This is a genomic window from Desertihabitans aurantiacus, assembly GCF_003344635.1.
Classification (GTDB): Bacteria; Actinomycetota; Actinomycetes; order Propionibacteriales; family Propionibacteriaceae; genus Desertihabitans; species Desertihabitans aurantiacus.
In genome coordinates this window covers 1-12,394 of record NZ_QPKK01000107.1, presented here as the reverse complement: position 1 = coordinate 12,394, position 12,394 = coordinate 1, and the positions used below count along the sequence as shown (strand labels likewise).

Below are 12,394 nucleotides of genomic sequence, written 5' to 3'. Positions count from 1 at the left end.
GGCTGCTCACCACCGCGGGCGCCGGCCTGGCCGCGGCCACGCTGGCCCCGGCGCTCCCGGCCCGCGCCGAGCTCGCGGCCGACCCGTTCCGCCTGGGGGTGGCCTCCGGCGACCCCGACGCCACCTCGGTGGTGCTGTGGACGCGTCTCGCCCCGGCCCCCACCGACGCCTCCACCTCCTTCGGCATGCGCGGGCAGGGTGAGGTGCCGGTCACCCTGCGGGTCGCGACCTCCGCGGCCCGGTTGGCCGAGGAGCGGACCTGCCTGCGGGTCGAGACCCACACCGCGGTCCAGAGCGAGGGCTACTCGGTGCACGCGCTGGTCGAGGGCCTCCAGCCGCGGACGCGGTACTACTACCAGTTCCTGGCCGGCGGCCACGCCAGCCCGGTCGGGGAGACCCGGACGCTGCCGGCTCCCGGCAGCCTCACCCCGGTGCGGTTCGCGGTGATCAACTGCCAGAACCTCGCCGAGGGCCGGGCCGAGCTGCACTTCACCGCGATGACCGAGCTGGCGCGCCACCACGACGTCGACTTCGTGGTCCACCTCGGTGACTACATCTACGAGTTCGGCCGGGCCGCGCACCTGCCGCCGGAGCCGGTCACCGACCTGGTGGGCTACCGCACCCGCTACGGGCAGTACAAGCAGCGCGAGAGCCTGCGCGAGCTGCACCGGCGCTTCCCGGTCTTCGCGGTGCCCGACGACCACGAGTTCTTCAACGACGTCCGCGGCGGCAACCTCGGGGCGCGGCCCGTGCGCTGGAACGCGGCGCTGCGCGTCTACTGGGAGAACCTGCCGTTCCGCAACCGGCCCGAGCAGGACGCCGGCGGCCGGTTCTGGATGCGGCTGCACCAGCGGGTGCGCTGGGCCGACACCCTCGACCTGTTCCTCACCGACATCCGCCAGCACGAGGGCGCCGACGGGCTGCTCGGTGCTGCCCAGCAGGCCGAGCTGCTCGACTACCTCGACACCAGCGACGCCCGCTTCACCGCGATCGGCACCCAGAGCCCGATGTCGAGCTGGGCCGGCCGCGGCGGCATGTGGAAGGGCCACCCGGGTGTTCGACGCCAGGTGACCGACCGACTGCTGGCCCGCAAGCAGGCCGACCCCCGCGGGTTCAACCCGGTGGTGCTGGCCGGCGACCTGCACTGCGGGATGGTCACCCACGTCCAGGCCGACCCCGACGACGTCGCCTCCGCCCCGGTGGCGACCGAGTTCGTCAACGCCGCGATGTCCAGCGGCAGCGCGACCAACTGGGAGCAGGTGCTGGCCGCCGGCGAGGGCGGCCCGGGCTTCCTCGCCGCCTACGGCTACACCGACGGCAGCGGCTGGAACCAGTACAACGGCCTGACGGTGCACACCGTCACCGGCACCAGCTGGACCACGACCTACCACCTCACGAACGAGATCCGCGACCCGCAGGGCGGGATGAGCGGGACGCGGACGTGGATGCTGCGCCACGGCGCCCGGGTGGGCAGCGTCCGCAGCCTTGATTGAGCCGGACCACTACCGGTCGCGCCAGCTGTGGCTGGGCATCCAGCCGAACAGCTGCTGCATCCGGCTGCAGTCGAAGGCCGAGCGAGGGTCGGTGTAGTCGTCGGCGAAGGAGTCGTAGCCGTCGTAGTGCTCCGCCATCAGCTCACGCAGCCCCCGCTTCGCGCGGGTGTCGGCGGCGGCGATGAGGCAGACCTCGTGGCCGCTGCTGGTGCCCTCGGCGGCCGCCCGGTAGGCGGTGCCGACGTCGCGGGCGTCGATGTAGCTCCAGAAGTTGGCCATGCTGAGGCTGGGGTCGTCCCACTCCGCGGCGAACCGGTCGTAGCCGTCCGGGTCGATGACGTTGTTGATCCGCAGGCCCACCCAGGCCGTGCCCGGGGAGGCGAGAGCCATCGAGTCGGCGATGACCTCGCTGATGAACTTGCTGAGCGCGTAGGTGTTGGGGGAGGGGCGCCGTTCGCTCTCGTCGAAGGGGATCCGCGCCGGCGTCACGCCCTCGGTCAGCAGCCCGGTCGCCATCTCGCTGGAGGCGTAGACCACCCGGGGGACGCCGAGGTCGCCGGCGGCCTGCAGCACGTTGTGGGCGCTGACGACGTTGGTGTCGAAGACGTCGATCCGGGCCTGCCCGCTCGGCGACGGGTTCGCCGCCAGGTGGCAGACCACCTCGGGCCGGAACTGCGCCAGCGCGTCGTAGACCCGTCCCGCATCGGTCAGGTCCACCCGGCAGAACGTCCCCGGCAGCTCCAGCTCAGGCCGCTGGTGGAGGTCGAGGTTGACCACCTCGTGCCCCGCCTCGGCCATCTCCCGGACCACCCACCGACCCGCACGGCCCGTCCCACCGGTCACGACGACCTTCATCCGCAGCTCCTCTGCTCGACGCGGTACACCTCCGACCGGGGCGAGGTACCCCGGCTCCGGACGCCGACGCAGAATGGGTGGATGACGACCCTCGCCGACTTCTCCGCCACCTCCCTCGACGGCCGCGACACCGACCTCGCCGACCACCTCGGCCAGGTCGTGCTGGTGGTCAACACCGCGTCGAAGTGCGGGCTCACGCCGCAGTACGAGGGGCTGCAGCAGCTCCACGACACCTACCGCGACCGCGGGTTCACCGTGCTCGGCTTCCCCTGCGACCAGTTCGCCCACCAGGAGCCGGGCGACGCCGCCGAGATCAGCGAGTTCTGCCAGCGCAACTACGGCGTCACCTTCCCGATGTTCGCCAAGATCGAGGTGAACGGCGACGGCGCGCACCCGCTCTACCAGTGGCTGCGCACCGAGAAGGGCGGCGTGCTCGGCTCGGCGATCAAGTGGAACTTCACCAAGTTCCTCATCGGCCGCGACGGCCGGGTGCTGGATCGCTACCCCCCGCAGACCGAGCCCGCCTCGCTGACCGGCGACATCGAGCGGGCCCTGGCCGACCCCGCCTGAGCGACCCGCCGCTCCCGGGGTACCACCTCCGCATGAGCACCGACCCCCCGCTGCTGCAGATCGACCGCTCCAGCGTCCGCTGGTCCCGCCCCCGCACCCCCGACGACCCGGTGCTGCTGGTGCTGCACGGGCACGGCATGAACGAGTCGATGGGCTTCGAGCTGCACCGTCGGCTGCCGCCCGACCTCGCCGTCGCCTTCCTCCGCGGACCGCTGCGGCGCCACGGCGGCTACGGCTGGTTCCCCCTCGACGCCAGCGTCACCCCCGCCCAGATCCGCGCCTCGGCGCACGCGGTGCTGGAGTGGATGGACGCCGAGGGTCTCGACCGCCCCGTCCACGTCCTCGGCTTCTCCCAGGGCGCCTGCACCGCGGTGGAGGCGGTCTGCGCCGCACCCGAACGCTTCGCCAGCGTGGTCAACCTGTCGGGGTTCGTCTCGCCCACCACGGTCGCCCCCGAGGCACTGCGACGACGCCGGCTGCCCGCCCTCTACGCCCGCGGTGAGTCCGACACCCTGGTGCCGTCCCTGCTGGTCGGCTGGACCCAGCAGTGGATGCGTGATCACCTGCAGCTCACCGAGCACAGCTACCCCGGTCTGGGCCACTCCGTCGCCGAGGCCGAGCTCGACGACCTCTCGGACTTCCTCCGGCACCAGCTCGGCGGCGCCTGGCCCGGTACGACGGGTATCGGCCCCCGGGAGCACTAGCCTGCGGGTTGTCCGCAGCAGCCGAGCAGCCGAGGAGCGCGTGTGGTCCCCGCCCGCAACACCGTCCACCTCTTCGAGGTCGGTGCCGCCGACGCCGCACGCCTGGACGACCTGGACGGCGTCCGCGCGGTGCTGGCCGAGGTGGTGGAGGGTGCTGGGCTGACGCCGCTGGGGGAGACCTCGCACCGTTTCCAGCCGCAGGGTCTGAGCATCGCCGTGCTGCTGGCGGAGTCCCACATCGCGGTGCACACCTGGCCCGAGCAGGGCACCGCCTACGTCACCCTCACCACCTGCCGCGAACCCGACGCCGACTTCACCGCCCGCACCGTCGCCCTGCTGCGGGAGCGGTTCGGCGCCGTCGCGGTGGACGTCCGGGAGCTCCGCTGATGGCGCGCCCCCGGCTGAGGATGCGGCTGGGTCGCCACCTCATCGGAGAGCCGCCGTGGCGCTCGATGCCGCACGGTGTCGCGGTCTACAAGGAGTGGGACCCCGCGGACCGGAAGTTCTACCACTGGGAGGAGTGGGAGCTCCTGGGTTATGAGAACCTCGACTTCTGGGTCGCCTACGACCACTACTCCCGCGAGGTCTCGCTGTACTGGCCGGCGACCAGCGAGCCCCAGCTCGACCCCACCCAGCTGCGCCAGGACCAGCGGGTCGTCGCCGCCGTCGACGGCCACCAGCGCACCTGGAGGGTGGTGGAGGCCGGTGCCGGCACCATCGACCACCTCGAGGGCGGGTTCACCTACGACATCACCCACGGCCAGCAGGTCGCCTACGCCGAGCTGCGCGAGGTCGGCGGACCGCACCGGGTGGTGGTGGAGCGCTTCGACGACCGCGTCCTCGACACCTACGCCGCCCGCACCCTCGACCTCACCGCCCAGAAGCAGCACTTCGGACGCCGGATCGCCCCGCGCAGCTGGCGGGGCCTGCTCACCGCGCTCGCCGTCCTCGTCTTCGTCCTGGTCAGCGCGGTGACCTGCGGCGGACCCGGCCGCGCCACCGACTGCACCCCCCGCGCCGGCCAGACCGTCGACGACTGCCGCACCGGCTACGGCGGCGGAGGCGGCGGGATCGGCAAGTGAACGACCACCGACGAAAGGCCCGACCATGACCGAGGACACCAACTCCCTCAGCCTGATGCCCCTCCTGTCCACCCTCGTCTACTCCGTCATCGGCATCGTGCTGATGGTGCTGACGATCGTGGTCGTCAACAAGCTGTTCCGGCTGCAGCTGCACCGCGAGCTGGTCAAGGAGCACAACGTCGCCTTCGGCGTGATGCTCGGCGGGCTGGCGGTGGCGATCGCCATCATCATCGCCGGCACCATCATCTCCCCGTGACGAGCACGCCCGCGGCGGTCGCGGGCCGGGGCGGGCGCCGCCGCGCGGAGCTGGACCGGCCCACCGTCTTCGCCGCCGCGCTGCTGGTCGCGGTCGGCGGCATCGTCTACGAGCTGATCCTCGGCACCACCGCCTCCTACCTCTTCGGCAACTCCGTGGTCGCCTTCTCCCTGGCCACCGGGCTGACCCTGTTCGGGATGGGCCTGGGGTCGCTGCTGGCGTCCCGGCTGACCGCCGACCCCGGGCTCAACTTCGCCCGCAACGAGGTGCTGCTCGCGCTGGCCGGCGGCAGCTCGGTGCTGCTGATCCACTGGGCGTTCGCCGCCACCGACGTCTACTGGGTGGTCTTCGTGGTGCTCTCGCTGGCGGTCGGGATCGGGATCGGGGTGGAGATCCCGCTCCTGGTCTCGGTGGTGCGCTCCAGCGGCCGCGACGAGTCGGTCGACCTGCTGTCGAAGGTGCTGGCGCTGGACTACTTCGGCGCCCTGGTGGCCTCCCTGCTCTTCCCCTTCCTGCTGCTGCCGGTGCTCGGGCTGGCCCGGACCGCCGCCGCGGTGGCCGTCCTCAACGTCGGGGTGGCGCTGTTCATGCTGTGGCGGATGGGCGTGCGCACCCGCTGGAACCTCGTCGGCCTGCTGGCCCTGCTGCTCCTGCTCGCCCTGTTCGCGGCCAGCTCCTCCCTGGAGCGGGCGGCGGTCGCCCGCCAGTACCCCGACCCGGTGGTGCACCAGGAGACCACCCGCTACCAGCGGCTGGTGGTGACCGCCTACGGCGCCGACGTCCGGCTCTGGCTCAACGACCAGCTGCAGTTCTCCACCGTCGACGAGGCCCGCTACCACGAGACGCTGGCCCACGCCGCGATGACCTCCCACCCCGACCCGCGCACCGTGGTGGTGCTCGGTGGCGGGGACGGGATGCTGGCCCGGGAGGTGCTGCGCCACCCCGGCGTCGAGCGGGTGACGGTGGTCGACCTCGACCCGGCGGTGACCCGGCTGGCCCGCGAGCACCGGCTGCTGGTGCAGGCCAACGACGGCGCTCTGACCGACCCGCGGGTGGAGGTGGTCAGCACCGACGCCTTCGGCTGGCTCGACGAGCCCGGCCCCGCCGCCGACGTCGTGCTGGCCGACCTGGTCGACCCCGCCGACGACCGGGTGGCCAAGCTGTACTCGCGCGAGATGTACCAGCGGGTCGCCGACCGGCTCGCCCCCGACGGCGTCTTCGCCACCCAGGCCACCTCCTCCTTCTTCACCCCCACCGCGCACCGCCAGGTGGCCGCGACCGTCGCGGCCGGGATGCCCGGACGCACCGTCGTCCCGCTGTCGGTCAACGTGCCCACCTTCGGCGAGTGGGGGTTCGCGCTCGCCGTCCCCGGCGGGCCGGGCGGCGTGCTGGTGGAGCCGGAGCCCGGGAGCGTGCCCGGCCTGCTCGAGGCGTCCCCGCTGCCGCCGGGGCTGCGTCACCACGACGCGGACACGCTGTGGACCAGCACCCGGCTCGCCCCGGCCGCGGACGGGCGCCCGGTCGCCGAGGGCTGGGACGTCGCGCCGTCGACCCTGCTCACCCCGCGGGTGCTGGCCGCCTACGACGGCGACATGCGGCGGTGGCGCTACTGATCGCCGCCGACCGACGCTGTGGGACCGCCTCGCTACAGTGAGGCCGACACGCGACGGGGTGAGCGGACGGGAGCAGCGGTGGCCTTCTGGGACAAGTGGTTCCGACGAGGGGACGACGAGGGCGAGGACGTCCCGATCGAGCTCGACGTCGACGCCCGGCGACGACAGCTGCACGAGCTCGAGCAGTCCTTGGACGCCCTGGTCCGCGGGCTGCGCGAGCACCCGCGGCTGAGCGCCAACCCCGGCTGGCAGGCCCGCACCGCCGAGTACGACCGGCTGGCCGGGCAGGCGATGATGCTGCGCCAGCGGGTGCCCACCCGCGAGGAGCTGCTCGACCTGGCCTTCGAGGTGCGCCCGGTCTTCAACGCCGAGGTGCCCGAGGGGCTGGACGACCTCGTGCCGCTGCAGGACGCGGTGCTGCAGCGCACCCAGGCCCTGGTGGACGTGCTGCCCGGCGAACGGTGACCCGCGGGCTGCGCGACCCGGCCGCTCAGCCGGCGGCGCGGCCCTCGGCGAACTGGGTGCGGTACAGCTCGGCGTAACGGCCGTCGGCGGCCAGCAGCTCGGTGTGGGTGCCGCGCTCGACCACCCGGCCGGCCTCCAGCACGACGATCTGCTCCGCGGCGCGCACGGTGGAGAGCCGGTGGGCGATGACGATCGACGTCCGCCCGGCCAACGCGGTGGCCAGCGCGGCCTGCACCGCCGCCTCGGAGGTGGAGTCGAGGTGGGCGGTGGCCTCGTCCAGCACGACCACGCGGGGACGGGCCAGCAGCAGCCGGGCGATGGTCAGCCGCTGCCGCTCACCGCCGGACAGCCGGTACCCGCGCTCACCGACCACGGTGTCCAGCCCCGCCGGTAGCGAGCGCACCAGGGTCGCCAGCCGGGCCTGCTCCAGCGCGTCCCACAGCGCCTCGTCCTCGGCCTCCGGCCAGGCCAGCTGCAGGTTGGCCCGGATGGTGTCGTGGAAGAGGTGGCCGTCCTGGCTGACCAGCGAGACCGACGAGCGCAGCGAGGCCAGCCGGGCGTCGCGGACGTCCACCCCGCCGATCAGCACCCGGCCGCCGTCGACGTCCTGCAGCCGGGTGATGAGCTGGGCGATGGTGGACTTGCCCGCCCCGGAGGAGCCGACCAATGCGGTCATGGTGCCGGCGGGGACGGTGAACGAGACGTCGTGCAGCACCTGCTCGTCGGGGCGGTCGTCCAGCACGGTGACGTCCTCCAGGGAGGCCAGCGACACCTGCGAGGCGGAGGGGTAGGTGAAGTCGACGCCCTGCACCTGCACGTCGAGGGAGCCGTCGGGCAGGTCGACGGCGTCGGGCCGCTCCCGGATCAGCGGCACCAGGTCGAGCACCTCGAACACCCGCTCGAAGCTCACCAGGGCGCTCATCACCTCCACCCGGGCGCTGGCGAGTCCGGTCAGCGGCGCGTACAGCCGGGTGATGAGCAGCGCAAGCGAGACCACGGTGCCGGCGTCCAGCCGCCCGTCGCTGGCGAGCACGCCGCCGATCCCGTACACCAGGGCCAGCGCGAGCGCGGAGACCAGCGTCAGCGCGGTGATGAAGACTGTCTGCGCCATCGCCGTGCGCACCCCGATGTCGCGCACCCGTTCGGCCCGCTCGGTGAACTCCGCGGTCTCGGCCGCCGGGTCGGCGAACAGCTTGACCAGCTGGGCGCCGGGCGCGGAGAACCGCTCGGTCATCCGGTTGCCCATCGCGGCGTTGTGGTCGGCGGCCTCCCGCTGCAATCCGGCCATCCGGCGCCCCATCCGGCGGGCCGGCAGCACGAACACCGGCAGCAGCACCAGCGCGGCCAGCGTGATCGGCCAGCTGAGGGTGAGCATCACGGCGAGGGTCAGCCCGAGCGCGACGACGTTGGTGACCAGCCCGGACAGGGTCTGGCTGAAGGCCCGCTGCGCCCCGATCACGTCGTTGTTGAGCCGCGAGACCAGCGCCCCGGTGCGCGTGCGGGTGAAGAAGGCGATCGGCATCGTCAGCACGTGGGCGAAGACCTGGCTGCGCAGGTCGAGGATGAGCCCCTCGCCGATCCGCGACGACAACCACCGGGTGAGCAGCCCGAGCCCGGCCTCGGCGACCGCGGCACCGGCGATCAGCAGCGCCCAGCGCACCACCACCTCCGACGGGTCGCCGGCACTGATCGCGTTGACCACCTCACCGGCCATCACCGGCGTCGCCACCGCCAACGCCGCGGCCAGCACGCTGGTGACCAGGAAGGCGCCGACCAGCCGGCGGTGCGGGCCGGCGAAGGCGAGGATCCGGCGCAACGTCGCCCGGGTGATCGGACGCTGCTCGCCGCCCCGCATGGCCGACCACATCGACTGGTAGGCCGTCAGCTCCATGCTCATGGGGCCAACCTAGGATCTCGACCGCGGTGGAGGTCCAGCGCGGCGGTTCAGGCGCCGCGGGCGGCGCTGGTGCTCGTCTCGGTGGTGGCCTCGGTGAGGGCGTCCACCACGTCGGACAGCGAGCCGGCCGAGCGGTGGGCCCGCTGCAGCGCCGCGCCGGTGCCGCGGGTGCGGATCTGCTCCAGCCCCTCGGTCACCCGCTCGGTGTCGCCGGCGGCGTCGAGGGCGGGACGGACCATCTCCACCAGTGTCTCGATGTGGTCCCAGGCGTGCGCGGTGGATCCGTCGACCGGGTCGACCAGCCGCTCGCGCACCCCGAAGCGGGCAGCCCGCCAGTAGGCGGCACGGAGCAGCTCGTGGCGGAACCTCGGGGCCGGACGTCCCTCGGCCCACTGCTCGGCCGCGGTGCTGACCAGCGCGCGGGTGAGCCCGGCGATGGTGGCGGCGTCCGCGCTGCGGGCGCAGACGTCGGAGACCCGCACCTCCACGGTGGGGTAGCGCTCGGCGAGGCGGGCGGAGTAGTAGATCATCCCCTCGTCGAGGGCGGCCCCGCTGTTGATCAGCTGCCGCTGGGCCTCGCGGTAGGCCGCGGGGGTGCCGAAGGGCTGCGTGCCGCCGGCGGTCGGCCACTGCCGCCAGACGATGCTGCGGTAGGAGTCGTAGGTGGTGTCGTCACCGCCCCAGAACGGGGAGTTGGCGCTGAGTGCGGTGAGCGCGGGCAGCCAGGGCTGCATCCGGTCGACCGCCCCGACCCGCTCCTCGTCGGAGTCCAGCCCCACGTGCACGTGCATCCCGCAGGTGAGGTTGAGCACCGCGACCGGGCCGAACAGCTCGTCCATCCGCCGGTAGCGGCTGCTGGGCGTGGTGGCGGCGTCGTCCTGGATGGGGCTGGTGCCGACGGCGACGAGCCTGGCGTCCCGAGCCTGCGCGGCGGCGGCGAGCTCGGCGCGGCGGTCGCGCAGCTGCCTGGCGATCTGGTCGAGGTCGACCGACGGTGCGGTGGCGAGCTCGGCCTGCGGCTGCTTGAACTCGTGCTCGAACTGGCCCTCGCCGCGCTGGGTGGCCTCGTGGGCGACGGCCGGGCCGATGGGGGCGAGACGGGCGGAGCCGTTGCGGAAGAGCAGGAACTCCTCCTCGACGCCGAGCGTCCGGACCTGTGCTGCCAAGACGTGCTCCTCGGGGCGGGACGACGGGCACCCCGTGGCTGGGGCGACCGTCGAGCATCGTAGTGCGACCGGGTGACGGCCGGGTGACGGCCGGAGCTCTCGGACCGAGCGGCGCGCCGGCGCGGGCTAGAGTCCGCCGCATGGGGATGGATGAGGCGGCCGACGAGGTGCGGGACAAGGCCGACGAGGCCCAGGACGCGGCCGAGGACGCCGGCCACGCCATCCAGGACAACCCGCTCTACCGCTGGCTGGTCACCGTCGGGCTGGTGGCCTACGGCGTCGTGCACCTGCTGGTCGCCTGGCTGGCGGTGCAGCTGACCTTCGGCGGGTCGCAGGAGCCGGCGTCCAACACCGGGGCGATGCAGGAGCTGGCCGAGCAGCCCTTCGGCGGCGTGCTGCTGGTGGTGGTGGCGGCCGGGCTGCTCACGCTCAGCCTCTGGCAGCTGCTCGAGGCGGCCATCGGCCACCTGGACCGGACCGACCTGGAGCGGGTCCGCAAGCGGCTGAGCTCGCTCGGGCGGGCGGTGCTCTACGCCGCGCTGGGGGTGAGCGCGCTGCTCACCGCGCTCGGGTCGGGTGGCGGTGGTGGTGGCGCCGAGAAGAGCCTGACCGGCCGGCTGCTGGGCCACCCGGCCGGTGTCGTGGTGGTGCTGCTGGGGGCGGCGGCGATCGCCGCGGTGGCGGTCGCCATGGGCGTCAAGGGGGTCCGGCGGAAGTTCCGTGAGGACCTGCGAGGCGATCCCGGCACGGTCGGCACCGCGCTGGGCGTGGTCGGCCACGTCGCCAAGGGGATCGCCTTCCTGGTGGTGGCCAGCCTGTTCGTGGCGGCCGCGGTGACCCACGACCCCAACCGCGCCGGCGGCCTGGACGTCGCCTTCAAGGCGGTCCGCGACCAGCCGTTCGGGGTGGTGCTGCTGGTTCTGATGGCCTTCGGGGTGGCCTGCTACGGCTTGTACTGCTTCGTCTGGGCGCGCCGGCCCGCGCACGGCTGAGCCCGCGCAGGGCTCACCAGCACTCGTCGAAGAAGCGCTCCTCGAGTGCCAGGGTGCGCTGCATCAGCGCGGTCAGCCGGTCGTGGTCGTCCGGGCCGCACACCCGTTCCAGCTCGTCGACCAGCCACTGGCACCAGCGGGTGAAGTCGGGTCCGCGGTGCAGCTCGACCCAGCCCAGGTGCTCGGCCCGGGTGGGCTCGCCGAGGTCGTCCCGGCTGCCCCAGTCGAGGTAGACCCCCTCCATCACCACCAGCAGGGCCAGCAGATCGGGGTAGTGGCGGGTGTCGACGACCTCGGCCATCAGCTGCTGGAACGCCTGTGTCGACGGACGGAGCCGGGGTGCGGACGCCTCGGCCGGGTCGACGCCCAGCGCACGGAAGCTGTCGGTGAAGTAGGTGTTCTCGTCGTCGGCGAGCATGCCCAGCTGCCGCGCCAGCACCAGCCGCGACCCGAGCCGGTCGGCCGAGGCGAGCGACTGGCCGAGCAGGCGGAGGAACCCGTCGAAGAACTGGTGGTCCTGCACCAGGTAGCCGGCCAGCACGGCGTCGTCGAGGGTGCCGGCGAAGAGCTCGCGGACGAAGCGGTGGTCGACGCAGCGCCGCCACCCCGGCTCGAGTGCGGGACGGGCCCGGTGCAGCAGGCCCCCGGCGGGCGTGGTCGTGGTCAGCGGCAGCGTCACGGGCCCATCCTGCCGGTCGCCCGGTCAGGCCCAGCGGCCGGCCGCGGCGACCGCCTGCGTCCCGTAGCCGCCGCCGAAGAGCGCGGCGTGCACCAGCAGCGGGTGCAGCTGGTGCAGGCCCACCCGCTGCTGCCAGCCAGTGGCGAGCGGGGAGACCTCCTGGTAGCCGGCGAGCAGCTCGTCCAGGTGCGGCGTCCCGAACAGCGCGAGCATGGCGAGGTCGGTCTCGGCGTGGCCGCCGTGCGCGGCGGGGTCGATCAGCACCGCCTCGACCCGGCCGTCGACAGGCGTCCAGAGCAGGTTGCCGGCCCACAGGTCGCCGTGCAGCCGGGCGACGCCGTCCCCCACCAGAGCGGGCTGGTCGGCCTCGAAGGCGTCCTCGGTCAGCCGGTCGGCGCACCGTTCCACCACCCGGGCGCCGGCGGCGTCGATCGCGCCGGCGTCGACGGCGAGGCGGAGGTAGGGCAGCACCCGGTGCTCGGCGTAGAAGACGCCCCAGGAGCGCGGCGGTTCCCCGGGGGTGGGCAGCACGGTGGCGCCGAGGAAGCCCTCGCCGCTGGTCCCGGGCGGCGGCGCGCCCCAGCCGGACGCGCCCGCGGCGTGGGTGCGGGCCAGCGCGGCG

Annotated in this window: 14 protein-coding genes; 9 read left to right on the top strand and 5 right to left on the bottom strand. The window is 73.6% G+C overall.

The window, feature by feature from the left end; translation table 11 throughout:
- Positions 1-1,493, top strand: a 1,493-nt coding sequence (locus DVA66_RS10400; RefSeq protein ID WP_114560026.1) for an alkaline phosphatase D family protein, incomplete at its 5' end; no start/stop codon positions are given.
- 9 nt (positions 1,494-1,502) lie between these two features.
- Here the strand turns inward: DVA66_RS10400 and DVA66_RS10395 are convergent.
- Complete coding sequence (locus tag DVA66_RS10395; protein WP_114560025.1) at positions 1,503-2,348, bottom strand: NAD-dependent epimerase/dehydratase family protein; 846 nt, start codon at positions 2,346-2,348, stop codon at positions 1,503-1,505.
- An 81-nt stretch (positions 2,349-2,429) separates the two neighbouring features.
- Here DVA66_RS10395 and DVA66_RS10390 point away from each other — a divergent pair, with 81 nt between their 5' ends.
- From DVA66_RS10390 to DVA66_RS10360, 7 genes are all read left to right on the top strand, one after another.
- Positions 2,430-2,918: a glutathione peroxidase gene (locus DVA66_RS10390; RefSeq protein ID WP_114560024.1), complete on the top strand. Its 489-nt coding sequence runs from the start codon at positions 2,430-2,432 to the stop codon at positions 2,916-2,918.
- Between the two features lie 32 nt (positions 2,919-2,950).
- On the top strand, positions 2,951-3,622 hold the full coding sequence (locus DVA66_RS10385) for an alpha/beta hydrolase (RefSeq protein WP_114560023.1): 672 nt from the start codon (positions 2,951-2,953) through the stop codon (positions 3,620-3,622).
- Between the two features lie 42 nt (positions 3,623-3,664).
- Positions 3,665-4,009 (top strand): S-adenosylmethionine decarboxylase family protein, encoded by a 345-nt coding sequence (locus DVA66_RS10380; RefSeq protein ID WP_114560022.1) that lies wholly within the window; start codon positions 3,665-3,667, stop codon positions 4,007-4,009.
- The gene (locus DVA66_RS10375) at positions 4,009-4,704 is read left to right on the top strand and encodes a hypothetical protein (protein ID WP_157973945.1); all 696 of its coding nucleotides are present in this window, start codon (positions 4,009-4,011) and stop codon (positions 4,702-4,704) included. Before DVA66_RS10380 ends, DVA66_RS10375 begins: the two co-directional genes overlap by 1 nt.
- A gap of 25 nt (positions 4,705-4,729) precedes the next feature.
- The gene (locus DVA66_RS10370; RefSeq protein ID WP_114560020.1) at positions 4,730-4,960 is read left to right on the top strand and encodes a DUF350 domain-containing protein; all 231 of its coding nucleotides are present in this window, start codon (positions 4,730-4,732) and stop codon (positions 4,958-4,960) included.
- Positions 4,957-6,573, top strand: coding sequence for a polyamine aminopropyltransferase (locus tag DVA66_RS10365; protein WP_198671649.1), 1,617 nt, complete (start codon positions 4,957-4,959; stop codon positions 6,571-6,573). Before DVA66_RS10370 ends, DVA66_RS10365 begins: the two co-directional genes overlap by 4 nt.
- A gap of 78 nt (positions 6,574-6,651) precedes the next feature.
- Positions 6,652-7,038, top strand: coding sequence for a hypothetical protein (locus tag DVA66_RS10360; protein WP_114560019.1), 387 nt, complete (start codon positions 6,652-6,654; stop codon positions 7,036-7,038).
- Between the two features lie 25 nt (positions 7,039-7,063).
- Here DVA66_RS10360 and DVA66_RS10355 read toward each other — a convergent pair whose 3' ends face one another.
- Complete coding sequence (locus tag DVA66_RS10355) at positions 7,064-8,935, bottom strand: ABC transporter ATP-binding protein (RefSeq protein ID WP_114560018.1); 1,872 nt, start codon at positions 8,933-8,935, stop codon at positions 7,064-7,066.
- Positions 8,936-8,982: 47 nt separating this feature from the next.
- The gene (locus tag DVA66_RS10350; protein ID WP_114560017.1) at positions 8,983-10,101 is read right to left on the bottom strand and encodes a carboxylate-amine ligase; all 1,119 of its coding nucleotides are present in this window, start codon (positions 10,099-10,101) and stop codon (positions 8,983-8,985) included.
- 140 nt (positions 10,102-10,241) lie between these two features.
- On the opposite strand from DVA66_RS10350, the gene DVA66_RS10345 reads away from it, so the two are divergent.
- Positions 10,242-11,093, top strand: a complete 852-nt coding sequence (locus DVA66_RS10345) for a DUF1206 domain-containing protein (protein WP_232821884.1) — start codon at positions 10,242-10,244, stop codon at positions 11,091-11,093.
- A 13-nt stretch (positions 11,094-11,106) separates the two neighbouring features.
- On the opposite strand, the gene DVA66_RS10340 is transcribed toward DVA66_RS10345, so the two are convergent.
- A complete protein-coding gene (locus DVA66_RS10340; protein WP_114560016.1) occupies positions 11,107-11,772 on the bottom strand; it encodes a TenA family protein in 666 nt (221 codons plus the stop codon).
- 24 nt (positions 11,773-11,796) lie between these two features.
- Positions 11,797-12,394, bottom strand: a 598-nt coding sequence (locus tag DVA66_RS10335) for a fructosamine kinase family protein (protein WP_157973944.1), incomplete at its 5' end; no start/stop codon positions are given.

Coding starts and splice junctions, on each gene's coding strand:
- DVA66_RS10375 (WP_157973945.1), top strand. CDS start 4,009: ATGGCGCGCCCCCGGCTGAGGATGCGGCTGGGTCGCCACCTCATCGGA.
- DVA66_RS10370 (WP_114560020.1), top strand. CDS start 4,730: ATGACCGAGGACACCAACTCCCTCAGCCTGATGCCCCTCCTGTCCACC.
- DVA66_RS10345 (WP_232821884.1), top strand. CDS start 10,242: ATGGGGATGGATGAGGCGGCCGACGAGGTGCGGGACAAGGCCGACGAG.
- DVA66_RS10395 (WP_114560025.1), bottom strand. CDS start 2,348: ATGAAGGTCGTCGTGACCGGTGGGACGGGCCGTGCGGGTCGGTGGGTG.
- DVA66_RS10385 (WP_114560023.1), top strand. CDS start 2,951: ATGAGCACCGACCCCCCGCTGCTGCAGATCGACCGCTCCAGCGTCCGC.
- DVA66_RS10355 (WP_114560018.1), bottom strand. CDS start 8,935: ATGAGCATGGAGCTGACGGCCTACCAGTCGATGTGGTCGGCCATGCGG.
- DVA66_RS10390 (WP_114560024.1), top strand. CDS start 2,430: ATGACGACCCTCGCCGACTTCTCCGCCACCTCCCTCGACGGCCGCGAC.